Genomic DNA, 13,567 nt, shown 5'->3' with positions numbered 1-13,567 from the left:
TCTGGCCGGACGGCGACAGGGAGACGCGTCCGGCTTGCGCAGGCTAACGAGTTGTATTGCAGATTGAAAATATATAGAAAGTGTTGAGGCGAGACGAAAAAAGTATGAAGCGGACGCCCGATTTTTCAGGCACTGAAGGGCGAATGTGGGAGCGGGCTTGCTCGCGAAAGCGGTGGATCAGTCAATACATCCGGTGACTGTCACACCGCATTCGCGAGCAAGCCCGCTCCCACACAAGCCCGCTCCCACATTTTGATCTGCGCTTTAGTGCATCTTGCTGTGATCCATGGTTTCCGTTGCATTCAACGCACGGGCTTGGGCCTTCACTTCGATCGACTGCTTTTCACCCTTGGCATTTTCCACGGTGACGGTCAGCGGCACCTGGTCGCCTTCCTTGATCTGGGCGGTGAGGTCGATCAGCATCACGTGATAGCCATCCGGGTCGAGCTTGACGGCCTTGCCGGCGGGCAATGGCACCGAGTCCACCGGGCCCATGCGCATCACGTCGTCCTTCATGGTCATCTCATGGATCTGCACGGTCTTGGCGACCGGCGAAGCCACGCTGAGCAGTTTGCTGTCGCTGTCGGCGGTGACGGTCATGAACGCACCGCTGGACGGTTGGCCCGGTACCGAGGCGCGTACCCAGGCGTCGGTGACCACTGCCTGTGCACTGGCGTGGGCGGCGAGGCCCAGCAAGGAGAGACCGAGGGCGAAGCGCTTGAGGTGTTGAACGGCAGTCATTAGCAGACCTCCATGACGGTGAGCAGGTCTTCTGCGCACTCTTTGGCGTTAAGCGAGGCAGACAAGCCCAGGCGCAGGGTGCCCCGGGTGTCGAACACAAAGCTGGTGGCGGTGTGGGAGAGGGTGTAGCTGTCGCCGGCGGGGATCTTTTCATAAAAGATCCCGAATTCCTTGGCGGCCACGGCGATTTCTTCCGGGGTGCCGTACAGCGCCTGGAAGCTGGGGTCGAAGGCCTTGACGTAGGCGTCCAGTATCTTGGGCGTGTCGCGTTCCGGATCCAGGGTGATAAACACCACCTGCATGATCTTGCCGTCGCGGCCCATCAGTTTTTTCGCCTGGGCCATGCGCGCCAGGGTGGTCGGGCACACGGCCGGGCACTGGGTGAAGCCGAAGAACACCACCGGCATCAAGCCACGGAAAGAGCTCAAGGTGACGGTCTCGCCGTCGGTGTTCTTGAGCTTGAAGGTACGGCCCATGATCTTGTCGCTCAGATCCTTGCCGTACTTGAAGTTCAGTTTCGGGCTGTTGTCACAGCCTGCCAGCAGGCCCAGGCCCAGCAATCCCATGCCGGAGAGGACTTTGCGGCGGGTGAATAACGTACTCATCAACTGTGCATCCTGTGAAGCGCCTGGGTACCACGAAGCGTTAAATCAGGCGAGGAGAGCGTGGCATTCTAACAACCCGGGCCTCTGGGCGTAATCTGCGACGTTCTGTCACAGGCCCTGCCGGGCAAGACCAAATGTGGGAACTGTCGAGCTTGAGCGAGGCTGCGAAGGGATCGGCTCGGTATTCCTGCAAGACCGTGGCGCCTGCATCGCAGCCTCGCTAAAGCTCGACAGCTCCTACAGGGGGAATGGTAAAGTCGCCGCCATGAAACTCTCCCGCCCGGACCGTTCACTCATTGCCTGGACCCTGTATTTTTGCGTCCTGTTCAATGTGTTCGTCTGCGGTTTGGGCCATGGGCAGATGATGGGGCTTGAGCTCAATGGCCTGGGTGGGCAATTCTGTTCAAGCCTGGGCACCAAGGCGCCGGCCTCGGATGCCGGCCTGGGCAATCCGACGGCCAGCAGCTGGTCCAACTTCTTCGCCTGCCCGGTGTGCTCCGCCGTGACCCTGGGCATTGTCTTCCTGTTTTGCCTGGCCTGGCTGTTGGGCCTGGGGCAAAAGCCGCGCCCGGCCCATGAGCGGCGCAACAAGGCCCCTCCACGGTATTCCTGGCCCTCGGCCAACCCTCGCGCTTCCCCTGCATTCTGACGTGTGCCCCGGGCTTCCTGATACCAGGAGGCGTTCTATCGTCACGAGTGTGAGTGCGTTCCATGAGCTCTATCCTGCCTTCCGGCGCTGCCCGCCTGGTCAGCAAGGCGTCGCGCCGTCCGTCCCGCGGCGACGTGTTGCTACCGTCTGTCGAATACCCGAGTAACGCCCGCTGTTTCGTCCACCTGGATGCACGGTTACTGCCGTACTGGCACACCTTGTTCGACATCTGCCCCGGTTTGCTCAAGCTCGACCCGCCGGAGGGCTTGAACCTGTTTCGCAGCTTCATGACCTGGGCTTACCGCAACCGTCCCTCCCTGGACTGGACCTACCATGTAAACGTGTGCCGTTGGCTGCTCGGTTCGGTGTATCGCACGCAGATCGATGAAGAGCCCATCGAAGCATTCATGACGGCGGCTGCGGCCCGTTGGGTCGGCGATGACACCAGCCAGGTCCGGGGCGTGGTTGTGGCCTGGCAAGGCGCGCCGCTTCAGGTGGTGGACTGGAAGCCGGGCAGTGGCGTGGCGCTGCAAAGGCTGCCGCCGCTGCCCTGGGATTTCGCCTGGTGCACGTTGGACAGCCAGGGGCAGTTCAGCGGGTGGTTGCCGGTGCCTTGAGGTTCTGCTCAATCCATTGGGCAACGCTGGTCACGGCGATCTGTTGTTGCCCATTGAAGGTAATGGCAGGGTCCCAGGCCACGCCGTTGCCTTGGGCGAAGGCCACCCGGTATTTCATCAGGTTGTCCTCGGGTGCAGCGGCCAGTTCCGCTTCCAGGTAGCGCACCGACCAGCGTTCGCGTTTGAGGGTGAGCCCCAGTTGCGCATCCACGGTATCGGCCAGCTCGCCGTAGGTCAGGGTGTCTCCGGCGGTGTACACCACCTGATTGGTGATCGGCGGCGTGCTGAACAGGATGCGTGCCGTCAGCAGGCCGATGTCCTCAGGCGTGGTGACGGTGACAGCGGTGTCCCAATCTCCCAATGCATGCACGGTATTCTGCGCCAGGTCGACGACGCCGAAGGACGGTTCAAACAGGAAGCTGGTGAACATCCCGGTGGAGACAATCACCCATTGCGTGCCTTGCTGGGAGCGCAGCAAGTCGCGCACGTCAAGCTGTTCATCCCAGAGGTCCTGGGCCGAACCGCGGCCGATCACGTCGTAGTCCACACCGAACTGCCACGGTACATAACGTTTCACGCCGCCTGCGATGACCGCGCGGGTCAGCTTGCGCTGAGTGGCGGGGCCTGCGGCAAAGCCGATGCAACTGATCACGGTGTGATAGTCGGCGAACACCGTTGCCAGCTCGGCCTCGGAGCCATTGGCCAGGTCACCCGCCAGCAGCTCAATGCCCAAGGCGCGCAGTTCGATGATTTCCTGCTGTTTGGCCGGGTCGGGGGAGTTCAGTGTGGCGGGGCGCAGCAACACCGTCACAGACACATTTTGCGGTGCAGCCAGGCGGGACAGTTGGCGCAGTACCGCCAGGCCCAGTTCGCCGGCGCCCAGTACAAGGATCGAAGCAGTCATAGGGGTCTCGGTTCAGGTGAAAGTCATGCCATGCTTGCAGAATTGCCGACCGCGCATAAGAAGGCACACCAGTGATACCGGGAGTAGAAGGTGGATAACGACGAGATCATCAGGCGCTCACAAGCCGCCTGTGAAGCCCTTAGCGCCGATGAAGACGGGCTCAAACGGCAGGTGCTGACCCATGCGGGAAACCGCTGGTCGTTGGGCATCGTGCACCTGTTGGGCGTGAACGGCCGGCTGCGCCACGCCGAGATCGGCCGACGCATGGAGGGCGTCACCCAGCGCATGCTCACGCGGACCTTGCGCCAGCTGGAGCGCGATGGCCTGGTGCTGCGCCATGACTTCCAGGAGGTGCCGCCCAAGGTCGAATACCAGCTATCGGAGTTGGGCAAACAGCTGCTGGTGCACATGATTCCGTTGTGGACGTGGGTGGTGGAAAATGCCGACGGATTCAGGCGATCCCGGGAGCAGTTCGACGCTGATCAGGCGCTGTGATCAAGACGTGGGCCGGCAGTCTGCACGTTTGCTCGCAGGCCCATCCTCGGGAAACAGGTGCGCATGCAGGTAGTCGATAAACACCCGCAGCTTGGGCGTTGGATGGCGGCCCGAAGGCCACATGATCCGGAAGTTCTCTGCTTCCGAACACGCCTCCAGCACCGGCACCAATTGTCCGCTGTCGAGCCATTCACGAATGGCGAAATCCGCCAGGTAGGCGATGCCGATACCTTGCACGGCAAAGCAGATGCGCGCTTCCAGGTTGTTGCAGACCATCGCGGCGGGCAGTGGGAAATCAGCTTCCACTCCGTCCTGGCGCAGGGGCCAGCGCTGCATTTTGCCGGTGTTGGGGTAGCGGAACTTGATGCATGCATGCTGAGCCAGGTCTTCCGGCCGTTGCGGCGTGCCGCGCTCGGCGAGGTAAGCCGGTGATGCTACCAGCAGCATCCGGTAGCCGCCGATCAGGCGCGATGTGAGGCGCGAGTCGGGCGCTTCACCGCTGCGCAGCACGGCGTCGTAACCTTCTTCCACCACGTCCACGCGGCGGTCGGTAAAGCTCAGGTCCAGCTGCACCTCGGGGTAGGCTTTCTTGAATTGCGCGAGCACCTGCAAGAACGGATGGCCCACCAGCGGCAGGCTGACCTTGAGCCGGCCACGAGGCGCCGACACGGTTTGCGAAAGCTCGGCTTCGGCTTCGTCGATCTCCATCAGGATGCGCCGGCTGCGCTCCAGAAACAGCTCGCCCTCGGCAGTCAGCGTGACGCTGCGGGTGCTGCGGTTGAACAGGCGCACACCCAGGCGTTCCTCCAGGCGTACCACGCTCTTGCCGACTGCCGAGGCCGTTACGCCCAGCACGCGCCCGGCGGCGACAAAGCTGCGGGTTTCGGCGACCTGCACAAAAACATTCAGGGTGTTGAGGCTGTCCATCGAGGCTCCGGTTTGGCTGAGGCGAGGCCTGGCTACCTTATCCCGATTGCGGAACAAAAGCTCCGTAGACAGTGGAGCCGGCGCCCCCTTAATCCCGTGAGGACAGGCCCATATCCTTGTGGCATTGCCCATTCACGAGGAATACCAAGATGACCGACACCATGAAACGCTGGGAAACACCTGCATTGGGACTGCACACACTGCGCCTTGCCGACGTGCCACGCCCCATCGCGAAGGCCGGGGAGGTATTGGTGCGCGTCGAGGCCGTCTCGCTCAATTACCGCGACGGTGAAGTGGTCGAAAACAGCATGGGTGCCGACCTCACATTCCCATTCACGCCGGCCTCCGACATGGCGGGCACGGTGGTCGCCGTGGGCGAGGGCGTTACGCGTTTCAAGGTGGGCGACAAGCTGCTGTCGACGTTTTTTGCCGGATGGGTCGATGGCGCTCCGCTGTCCTGGAGTGAAGCGCCGCCTCAGGGTGGCCCGCTCCCCGGCATGCTCGCCGAGTACGTGGCAACACCTGCCGAATGGTGCGTGCATGCGCCCCTCAGCCTCACCGCAGGGCAGGCCAGCACCTTGCCAGTGGCCGCCTTGACGGCGTGGATGGCGCTGTTCGAACTGGGCCACCTGCACGCCGGCCATACCGTGGTGGTGCAGGGCACCGGTGGCGTCTCGTTGTTTGCGGTGCAACTGGCTGCGGCCAATGGTGCCCGCGTTATCATCACCAGTAGCAGCGATGAAAAGATCGCGCGTGCCATAGAGCTGGGTGCCACCCATGGCATCAACCGCAGCCGGGTACCGGAATGGCACACGGCGGTGCAAGCGCTGACCGATGGGCGTGGCGCCGAACATATCCTGGAAATGGCCGGCGGTGACAACCTCACGCGTTCCCTGCACGCGGTAGCCAACGGTGGGCGCATCTCGGTGATCGGCCTGCTGGAGAGTGACCAATTGAATGCTCCGGTCATGGCCTTGCTGGGCAAGCGGGCCTCCATCATCGGCATCTCCGTGGGGCCGCGCCGCGCATTGGAAGATCTGATTGCCATGATCGACCGCCACGGCATCGAGCCGGTAATCGATCACACCTACGGCTTCGAGCAAGTGCCCGAAGCCTTCGCTCATCTCGGGCGCGGTGCCTTTGGCAAGATCGTGATCGAGGTCGGCCGGTGATCTACATCATTCTGGGTCTTTTCGGCCTGTACACCCTGGAGTTTGGTGTGGTCGGTATTTTACCGATGATCGTCGAACGTTTCGGCATCAGCGTGTCTCAGGCCGGGTTATTGATGGGCTTGTTTGCGCTGATCGTGGCGGTGCTGGGGCCTTTCCTGGTGCTGATGGCGTCGCGCCTGGCGCGCAAGAAAATCCTGGTGGGCGCGCTCTTTGGTTTTTCCGTGTGCAGCGTGCTGTCGGCGTTTGCGCCGAACTTCGAAACCTTGATGGCGTTGCGGGTAATTCCGGCGATGCTGCACCCGGTGTTTTTTGCCGCTGCGTTTTCCACCGCGGTGTCCTTGTACCCCAAGGACCGCGCGGCGCATGCCACGGCCCTGGCCGTGGTGGGCACCACCTTGGGCCTGGTGCTTGGGGTGCCGCTGACCACATGGGTGGGCGCGAGTATTTCCTATGAGGCATCGTTCTTCTTCTGCGCTTTGGCAACGGGGTTGGCAGGTGTCGGACTGCTGTTGAAACTGCCCCATCATGAACGCCCGATGCCGCTGAGTTTCGGCAAGCAACTGGCGGTGCTGCGCAGCCTGTCGGTGTGGCTGGCGATCATCGCGACGGTGCTGGTGTTCACCACGATGTTTTCGGTCTACAGCTATGCCGCCGAGTACCTCAGGACCCAGACCGGCATGGATGGCCAGGCCATCAGCATCATGCTGGTGATCTTCGGCGTGGGCGGTGTCACGGGCAACCTGTTGGTGGGCCGGTTATTGGGCAAAAGCATGGTGGCGACGGTGGTGCTGTACCCCATTGTGCTGGCGGCGGCGTACGTGGTCTTGTACGCGTTCGGCAGCCCGTCGTGGTGGTCGATGAGCTTGATTGTGCTGCTGTGGGGCGCTGCGCATACCTGCGGGCTGGTGGTCACGCAAGTCTGGCTGACCTCGTCGGCGCCCGAGGCGCATGAGTTCGCAACCAGCCTGTATGTGTCCTCGGCGAATGCCGGCGTGGTGATCGGGGCGTCCGTGGGCGGGCTGTTTATCAATGCATTCGGCACCACCGGAGTGATCGGCTGCGGCTTGATATTTGCCGCACTGTCATTGCTTGTGATTGGGTGGAAGGCCTTGGCGTTCGGAGGCGCCAAGGCATTGCCCGCAGACCTGTGCGCTGCGCATTAGGCCTGCGGGGCCATGGTCAACGCAGGGTGTAGCCGCCGTCGACCACCCAGTCCTGGCCAAACACACTGCGTGCGCCCTGGCTCAACTGGAACAGGATCACATCGGCAATAGCGCCCGGCTCCAGGAATTGCCCATTGAGCAGGCGCTGATTGACTGTGGTGGCAACGCCGCCCAACGCTTCGTCACTGAGCCCCAAGGTGCTCCAGATCGGCGTGGCGGTGGGGCCGGGCGATACCATGTTCAGACGAATGCCATGGGGCGCCAGCTCCACCGCCAGGGTGCGCATTTGCGCCCGCAAGGCGGCCTTCGAAGCAATATACGCGGCGAGCCCAGGGAAGGTCGCCAGCTCCAGGAATGTACCGATAAATACCACCGACGCCTGGGCGGCCATTTGCTCGCGTAGGCTGCCGAGGGTGTTGAGAGCCGCGGCTCCATTGACGGCCCATTGCCGGTCAAAGGCGGCCAGGTCCAGGCCATCGGCCAGTTGTGCGATCCCGGCATTGGGCACGAGGTAATCCACCGGTCCGATGGACGCCGTCAACTGCGCCAGGCGTGCCTGGTCGGCAGCCTGGGTGACATCCCCCGCCAGCCAGTAGAGCTGCTCGTCAAAACGCTCCGCCAATGCGCCCAATTCGCCAATCTGTCGCGACATGGCGACCACTTGCGCACCTTGTTCAAGCAGCTTGCAGGTGACAGCCAGGCCGATACCTGAACTGGCACCGGTCACTACGGCAAGGCGGTGGTTGAAGTCATTGTTCATGGGGTTCTCTTTATAGATTGCCAAAGGGGCGCGCAGCACTGATCAGGATTCATGCCATATGAAAAGTTCCTATAAATCAGTTGGATATATTTTTTGTAGTCGATATGACACGAGTGTTATGTAGTCCTTATGACGTGCTGTAGTCGTTATGACCAAGGCCCGTTTTCGAGCTGATCGAAGGCTTGGCTTTTTTGCGATAGTTGTTGGCGTTATCGCGATGACGGCGCTGGCACTTTCCTTGGTTAATGGCGGCTGTTTTCTCTACGTCAGGCTCATTACGTCATGTCGCTTATTCCGCGCAAAAAAGTCATTCGCCAGGTGATCGCCACCCGTCAACGCTTGCAAGCCATCAGCGTGCTGGGCGCTACCGGTTCGGTGGGCGTCAACGTATTGGACGTTATCGCGCGTCACCCCGAGCGCTATAAAGTCTTCGCCCTCAGCGGGTTCACCCAACTGGAGCTGTTGAAAAAACAATGCTTGTTGCACCGTCCGGACTACGCCGTGGTGCCCACGCCGCAATCCGTGGCGACGCTGCAGAAGCAACTGTTGGAGGAGGGCTCTCAGACTCAGGTAGTGGGCGGCGAAAGCGGTCTGAAATTCGTCGCCGGTCACCGGGATGTGGACACGGTGGTGGCCGCTATCGTCGGTGCGGCGGGCTTGAATGCAACGATGGCCGCCGTCGAGGCCGGCAAGAAAATCCTCCTGGCCAACAAAGAGGCACTGGTGATGTCCGGTGCGTTGTTCATGCAGGCGGTGCGCAGCAGTGGGGCGGTGCTGTTACCGCTGGACAGCGAGCACAACGCAATCTTTCAGTGCCTGCCGTCCCATGCTCAACACGGCCTGGCCCACGCGGGCGTGCGGCGCATTCTGTTGACTGGCTCCGGCGGGCCGTTTCGCCAAACGCCGATGGCGCAACTGCACAACGTAACGCCGGACCAAGCCTGCGCTCACCCGAAATGGTCCATGGGCCGCAAGATTTCGGTGGACTCGGCAACCCTGATGAACAAGGGACTCGAACTGATCGAGGCCTGTTGGTTATTCGGCGCCAGGCCGTCCCAGGTCGAGGTAGTGATCCATCCGCAAAGCGTCGTCCATTCGCTGGTGGATTACGTCGACGGCTCAATGCTCGCGCAGTTGGGGAACCCGGACATGCGCACGCCCATCAGCCATGCCCTGGCCTGGCCGCAACGGATCGATTCAGGGGTTGAACCACTGGATTTGTTCAAGGTGGCCCGGCTGGATTTCGAAGTACCGGACGAGAAGCGCTTTCCTTGCCTGGCCCTGGCGCGCGAGGTGGCGGATGTGGGCGGCACGGCACCGGCGTCGCTCAATGCGGCCAATGAAGTCGCGGTGCAGGCCTTTCTGGACGGACGCATCGGCTTCATGCAGATCGCCGAGTGCATCCGGCATGTGCTGGACAAGGAGCCGGTGGTGGCGGTGACGGACCTGTATGGCGTCATGGAGGCCGACGCCAGTGCCCGCCGGTGGGCACTCGGATGGCTGAATCAGCACTATCAGCGATGATCAGCCTTAGCTGACCCGGTCGCGAATCTTCAGCACAGCCTTATGGTCGGCCAGCACTTCCGGGAGTGAACTGCGCAGGTACTCCACCCAGGTTTTGATTTTTGCATCCAGGTAGTGCCGGGAAGGGTAGATGGCGTACAGGCTCAGTTCTTCCAGGCGGTACTCGGGCAGGACTCGCACCAGAGTGCCGCTGCGCAGCCCCTTGATTGCCGCATGCACCGGCAGGATGCCCACGCCCATGTCGTTGCTGATGGCGGTCTTCATGGCGTCGACCGAGTCCACCAGGAACGGCGAGCTGCTGATGGTGACGCTCTCCTGGCCACGGGGGCCGTCGAACGTCCAGTCTTCCAGCGGGATCACCGGGCTGACCAGCCGCAGGCAGGCGTGGCTGAGCAGGTCTTGCGGCGTTTGCGCGGCACCATGGTTTTTTATGTAGGACGGTGAGGCGCAGACGATGCTGTAGGTCGTGCCCAGTTTCTGTGAAACGTGGCTGGAATCGGGCAGGTCAATGGCCAACACAATCGACACGTCGAACCCTTCGTTGACCAGGTTCGGCGTGCGGTTGCTCATGCTCAGGTTGAACGTCACGTCGGGGTAGTTCTTGCGGTAGCGTGCGATGGCGTCCACCACGTAGTGCTGGCCGATGCCTGTCATCGAGTGCACTTTCAACTGGCCGGTAGGGCGTGTGTGGGCGTCGCCGGCTTCCAGCTCCGCTTCCTCGACGGAGCGCAGGATTTGCTCGCAACGCAACAGGTAGCGTTTGCCGGATTCGGTCAGTGCGGTACGGCGTGTGGTGCGGTTGAACAGGCGGGTTCGCAGGTGGGTTTCAAGGTTGGAAATGGAGCGCGAAATATGGGTGGTGTTGCTATTCAACTGCACTGCCGCGCCAGTAAAACTGCCGACTTCGGCAACGCAGCGGAAGATGCGCATGTTCTGCAGGATGTCCATCGATGCTCTCCAGGTGGAACGTTTTTTAGTGTGGCATGAACTCATCCACGGCTGTAAACGCTATTTATTGTGGATTTTTACGTAACAGTCATTCACGTTTCTGATGACTTACCGGGGCGCATGGAAGCCCCTAGAGTCGCCGCCCCATTTCCCGTCAGCCGGAAGGTCGCGTGCCTCGACTCACTGTTCGTCGTTTCAATATCGCCGGTAGAGCGGGCCGCTGGCTGGTGTCGCTGCCCTGGCGCCGGGGCTTCATGGAGTGGGCCCGCAGCGATGGGGTGATGTGGATCTACCTGGGCAAGGTATTGATCGCCTCGTACCTGACCCTGTGGCTGGCGATGCGCCTGGAACTGCCACAACCGAGCACCGCGATCACCACTGTGTTTATCGTGATGCAGCCCCACAGCGGGCACGTCCTCGCCAAGAGTATCTATCGCTTCATCGGCACGTTGGTGGGCTCATCGTTCATGGTGCTGTTGATGGCCCTGTTTGCCCAGAGCACCGAGCTGTTTCTCGCGGGCCTGGCATTGTGGGTGGGGTTGTGTTCCGGTGGTGCCGCGCGCAATCGCAACTTCCGCGCCTATGGATTTGTGCTCGCCGGCTACACGGCGGTGATGGTCGGGCTTCCCGTGGTGGGCCATCCGCAGCAGGTATTCATGGCGGCCGTCTGGCGAGTGCTGGAGATCACCTTGGGGATCGTCTGCGCGACGCTGATCAGCGCCACCGTATTGCCTAAAACCTCCAGCGTGGCGATGCGCAACACGTTGTACCAACGCTTTGGCCGCTTTGCCGGATTTGTGCGGCAGCGCCTGCGTGATACCGGTGACCAGGCGGCCTTCGAGAGCGCCAACCTGGGGTTTATCGCCGAGGCCGTTGGCCTGGAAGTAATGCGCAGCGTCAGCGTGTTCGAAGACCCTTACATGCGCCAGCGCAATGGGCGAATCAACCGCCTCAACAGCGAGTTCATGGCGATCACCACGCGTTTCAATGCGCTGCATCAACTGCTTGAACGGGTTCGCCTGCGCGGTGGCGTGGAGGTGGTCCAGGCCGTCGATCCGGGGTTGATCGCGTTGGCCGAGCTGCTCAAACCCTTCGCCGGGCACCCATTGACGGACCGTGACGCGGCCGTGCTGTCCACCGAACTGAAAGTCTACAAAGCCGGCTTGCCAGACCGGGTCCGGCGCCTTCGTGCGGCGTTGCAACATACCGCTCCCGTAGCCGATGACCTGCTGGACTTTCACACCGCGTATGAACTGCTCTACCGCTTTGTCGACGAGTTGCACAGCTACGCCCAGACGCATGCGTCCCTCGCCGATCACAACCATGTGCGAGAGCAATGGAACGAACCGTTTCAACCTCGGACCAACTGGCTGGCGACCCTTGCGGCCGGGTTGCGCGCCGCGGTGGTGTTACTGGTGCTCAGTACGTTGTGGATTGCCACCAGTTGGCCCAGCGGCGCGGCCATGACCCTGGTGTCGGCGCTGACCGTAGGCCTGTCGGCGTTCTCTGCCAACCCCAGGCGCATGTCGTTTCAAATCGCCTGCGGTACGCTACTGGCAGCGGTGATTGGCATTTTCGAAGTGTTTTTCGTGTACCCGATGATCGACGGTTTTCCGTTGCTGTGCGTGGTCATGGCGCCGGTGATCGTACTGGGTTCGTTCTGGCTGGCGAGGCCGCAATTGGCCGGCTATGGCCTGGGCATGCTGGTGTTTTTCGGCACCAGCTCAGTGCCTGCCAACCTGACGCTGTACAACCCCTACGGGCTGATCAATGACTATCTCGCCATGGTGTTTGGCATGTTGGTGTGCGCCGCGGCGGGGGCGATTATCCTGCCACCCAACAGCCCTTGGCTGTGGCGCCGGCTGGAACAGGATCTGCGCCGCCAGGTGGTGGTTGCCATCAGCGCGCCGTTGCCGGCGCTGGGCTCCGGTTTCGAAAGCGGCACCCGCGACCTGCTCAACCAGGCCTACAACTTTGCGGCGGGCAGGGCATCGGTGCAGCATCGCCTGCTGCGCTGGACGTTCGTGGTACTGGACGTGGGGCACGCGATCATCGAGTTGCGCCGCGAGCAGGCCCGGTTGCCGGCGCAGGCCTGTTACGCCGAGAGCATGCCCTGGCGCCTCGCCATCCGGGCAATGGGTCGCGCACTGGTGCGGTTGTTCGTCAAGCCTGGGCCCGGTTATTTGCAGCGCGCGCTGGAGGCTGTCGAGCACGCCATTGAGTGCGTGCAACAGACCGATGAGCCATTCGCCGGGAACTTTGAGACTTCAGCCCTGAGACGGGTGGAAAGCTACCTGCACTTCATCCGCACCTCGCTGCTCGACCCGCAATCGCCGCTGGTCCACTACAACCAGCCGGGAGAAAAAGTGGCGCAATCGAGCGACTAGTTGGCGGGCCGGAAGGAGTCTGGGTGAGCATAAATCTCCATACTCGAGGGGCATGATCTTTCAGGAGTGGCCCATGTACGCCGGTCTTTGCAATCACGCCTGGGTCGCCTCGATCATCGATGGCATTCGTGAACAACGTAGCGCGATCCGCGACCACCTGGAGGCCCAGTACCTGCTGGAAGTCGAAACCGCCCGACTCGCTGCGCGCCGTCGCACCCTGGAGGATATCCGCCGGTTGTGGCACGCCCTGGCGCGGCGTGGCGAATATAACCTCGGGGATCAACTCGACGATTTCGTCGACCGCGACCAGGCCTTGCACGGTGCGGTGGCCGTGGCTTCCCACAACGTGGTCTTGCAGTCGATGTACCGCGCATTCAGCTCTTCGTTCCACAGCCAGTATCTGGCGATTTTTGCCGACAACGAGTTGTATGAGCCGGGGCTTGAAGCCCATGCGCAAGTCGTCCAGGCGATTATCTTTGGCGATGAAGACGCGGCAGTCGAGGCGGTACGCGCGATGTTCGATCCCATGCTGGAAAAGCTCCGCTGGCTGTCGGAGCGAGACGGCACTGCAGCGTGAGTCGTTGTACTCGCAGTTGACTTAAGACCCTCGTGGAAAGCCCGTTCCAGACGCCTGCGCGTCGTCCTCATTGTTACAAAAACTGGAAAAGTGAATGC

Annotated in this window: 14 protein-coding genes; 8 read left to right on the top strand and 6 right to left on the bottom strand. The window is 61.8% G+C overall.

All coding sequences use genetic code 11. The annotated features are described in order from the left end of the window. Positions 1-264: 264 nt before the first annotated feature. Together HX814_RS12675 and HX814_RS12670 are read right to left on the bottom strand one after the other, a co-directional pair. The gene (locus HX814_RS12675) at positions 265-741 is read right to left on the bottom strand and encodes a copper chaperone PCu(A)C (protein ID WP_003207356.1); all 477 of its coding nucleotides are present in this window, start codon (positions 739-741) and stop codon (positions 265-267) included. Then, a complete protein-coding gene (locus HX814_RS12670) occupies positions 741-1,346 on the bottom strand; it encodes an SCO family protein (protein ID WP_003207358.1) in 606 nt (201 codons plus the stop codon). The genes HX814_RS12675 and HX814_RS12670 overlap by 1 nt, the downstream gene beginning before the upstream one ends. 265 nt (positions 1,347-1,611) lie before the next feature. Between HX814_RS12670 and HX814_RS12665 the strand changes: the two genes are divergently transcribed. Together HX814_RS12665 and HX814_RS12660 are read left to right on the top strand one after the other, a co-directional pair. Further along, positions 1,612-1,995, top strand: coding sequence for a DUF2946 domain-containing protein (locus HX814_RS12665; RefSeq protein WP_003207359.1), 384 nt, complete (start codon positions 1,612-1,614; stop codon positions 1,993-1,995). A 62-nt stretch (positions 1,996-2,057) separates the two neighbouring features. Then, the gene (locus tag HX814_RS12660) at positions 2,058-2,612 is read left to right on the top strand and encodes a putative natural product biosynthesis protein (RefSeq protein ID WP_177008596.1); all 555 of its coding nucleotides are present in this window, start codon (positions 2,058-2,060) and stop codon (positions 2,610-2,612) included. Here HX814_RS12660 and HX814_RS12655 read toward each other — a convergent pair. Then, positions 2,587-3,516, bottom strand: a complete 930-nt coding sequence (locus tag HX814_RS12655; protein ID WP_003207363.1) for an aromatic alcohol reductase — start codon at positions 3,514-3,516, stop codon at positions 2,587-2,589. The two genes, HX814_RS12660 and HX814_RS12655, sit on opposite strands and share 26 nt — an antisense overlap. A gap of 90 nt (positions 3,517-3,606) precedes the next feature. On the opposite strand from HX814_RS12655, the gene HX814_RS12650 reads away from it, so the two are divergent. Next, a complete protein-coding gene (locus HX814_RS12650; RefSeq protein WP_003207365.1) occupies positions 3,607-4,011 on the top strand; it encodes a helix-turn-helix domain-containing protein in 405 nt (134 codons plus the stop codon). Here the strand turns inward: HX814_RS12650 and HX814_RS12645 are convergent, their stop codons facing one another. Next, entirely contained in the window at positions 4,012-4,938 is a 927-nt protein-coding gene (locus HX814_RS12645) for a LysR family transcriptional regulator (RefSeq protein WP_003207367.1), read from the bottom strand. 149 nt (positions 4,939-5,087) lie between these two features. Between HX814_RS12645 and HX814_RS12640 the strand changes: the two genes are divergently transcribed. Beyond that, the gene (locus HX814_RS12640) at positions 5,088-6,110 is read left to right on the top strand and encodes an NAD(P)-dependent alcohol dehydrogenase (protein WP_003207368.1); all 1,023 of its coding nucleotides are present in this window, start codon (positions 5,088-5,090) and stop codon (positions 6,108-6,110) included. Continuing rightward, on the top strand, positions 6,107-7,273 hold the full coding sequence (locus tag HX814_RS12635; RefSeq protein ID WP_003207370.1) for an MFS transporter: 1,167 nt from the start codon (positions 6,107-6,109) through the stop codon (positions 7,271-7,273). Before HX814_RS12640 ends, HX814_RS12635 begins: the two co-directional genes overlap by 4 nt. Before the next feature lie 16 nt (positions 7,274-7,289). Here the strand turns inward: HX814_RS12635 and HX814_RS12630 are convergent, their stop codons facing one another. Further along, positions 7,290-8,033 (bottom strand): SDR family NAD(P)-dependent oxidoreductase, encoded by a 744-nt coding sequence (locus HX814_RS12630; RefSeq protein WP_177008595.1) that lies wholly within the window; start codon positions 8,031-8,033, stop codon positions 7,290-7,292. A gap of 282 nt (positions 8,034-8,315) precedes the next feature. Here HX814_RS12630 and ispC point away from each other — a divergent pair, with 282 nt between their 5' ends. Then, a complete protein-coding gene (ispC, locus tag HX814_RS12625; RefSeq protein ID WP_177008594.1) occupies positions 8,316-9,557 on the top strand; it encodes a 1-deoxy-D-xylulose-5-phosphate reductoisomerase in 1,242 nt (413 codons plus the stop codon). A 6-nt stretch (positions 9,558-9,563) separates the two neighbouring features. Here ispC and HX814_RS12620 read toward each other — a convergent pair whose 3' ends face one another. Continuing rightward, positions 9,564-10,505, bottom strand: a complete 942-nt coding sequence (locus HX814_RS12620; RefSeq protein WP_177008593.1) for a LysR family transcriptional regulator — start codon at positions 10,503-10,505, stop codon at positions 9,564-9,566. A gap of 254 nt (positions 10,506-10,759) precedes the next feature. Here HX814_RS12620 and HX814_RS12615 point away from each other — a divergent pair, with 254 nt between their 5' ends. Both HX814_RS12615 and HX814_RS12610 read left to right on the top strand, forming a co-directional pair. Continuing rightward, positions 10,760-12,892: an FUSC family protein gene (locus HX814_RS12615; protein ID WP_087692419.1), complete on the top strand. Its 2,133-nt coding sequence runs from the start codon at positions 10,760-10,762 to the stop codon at positions 12,890-12,892. A 73-nt stretch (positions 12,893-12,965) separates the two neighbouring features. After that, positions 12,966-13,469, top strand: coding sequence for a FadR/GntR family transcriptional regulator (locus tag HX814_RS12610; protein ID WP_003207381.1), 504 nt, complete (start codon positions 12,966-12,968; stop codon positions 13,467-13,469). The last annotated feature ends 98 nt before the right edge of the window (positions 13,470-13,567 follow it).

The sequence above is a fragment of the Pseudomonas sp. C8002 genome (assembly GCF_013385765.1).
In the GTDB taxonomy this organism is placed as follows: Bacteria; Pseudomonadota; Gammaproteobacteria; order Pseudomonadales; family Pseudomonadaceae; genus Aquipseudomonas.
Note: the sequence above shows the minus strand (reverse complement) of the source record. Positions and strands in the feature narration are given on the sequence as shown.

Bases quoted from the DNA above. Each gene is read 5' to 3' on its own strand.
- HX814_RS12675 (WP_003207356.1), bottom strand. From the start codon at position 741: ATGACTGCCGTTCAACACCTCAAGCGCTTCGCCCTCGGTCTCTCCTTG.
- HX814_RS12670 (WP_003207358.1), bottom strand. From the start codon at position 1,346: ATGAGTACGTTATTCACCCGCCGCAAAGTCCTCTCCGGCATGGGATTG.
- HX814_RS12665 (WP_003207359.1), top strand. From the start codon at position 1,612: ATGAAACTCTCCCGCCCGGACCGTTCACTCATTGCCTGGACCCTGTAT.
- HX814_RS12660 (WP_177008596.1), top strand. From the start codon at position 2,058: ATGAGCTCTATCCTGCCTTCCGGCGCTGCCCGCCTGGTCAGCAAGGCG.
- HX814_RS12655 (WP_003207363.1), bottom strand. From the start codon at position 3,516: ATGACTGCTTCGATCCTTGTACTGGGCGCCGGCGAACTGGGCCTGGCG.
- HX814_RS12645 (WP_003207367.1), bottom strand. From the start codon at position 4,938: ATGGACAGCCTCAACACCCTGAATGTTTTTGTGCAGGTCGCCGAAACC.
- HX814_RS12640 (WP_003207368.1), top strand. From the start codon at position 5,088: ATGACCGACACCATGAAACGCTGGGAAACACCTGCATTGGGACTGCAC.
- HX814_RS12630 (WP_177008595.1), bottom strand. From the start codon at position 8,033: ATGAACAATGACTTCAACCACCGCCTTGCCGTAGTGACCGGTGCCAGT.
- ispC (WP_177008594.1), top strand. From the start codon at position 8,316: ATGTCGCTTATTCCGCGCAAAAAAGTCATTCGCCAGGTGATCGCCACC.
- HX814_RS12620 (WP_177008593.1), bottom strand. From the start codon at position 10,505: ATGGACATCCTGCAGAACATGCGCATCTTCCGCTGCGTTGCCGAAGTC.
- HX814_RS12615 (WP_087692419.1), top strand. From the start codon at position 10,760: ATGGAGTGGGCCCGCAGCGATGGGGTGATGTGGATCTACCTGGGCAAG.
- HX814_RS12610 (WP_003207381.1), top strand. From the start codon at position 12,966: ATGTACGCCGGTCTTTGCAATCACGCCTGGGTCGCCTCGATCATCGAT.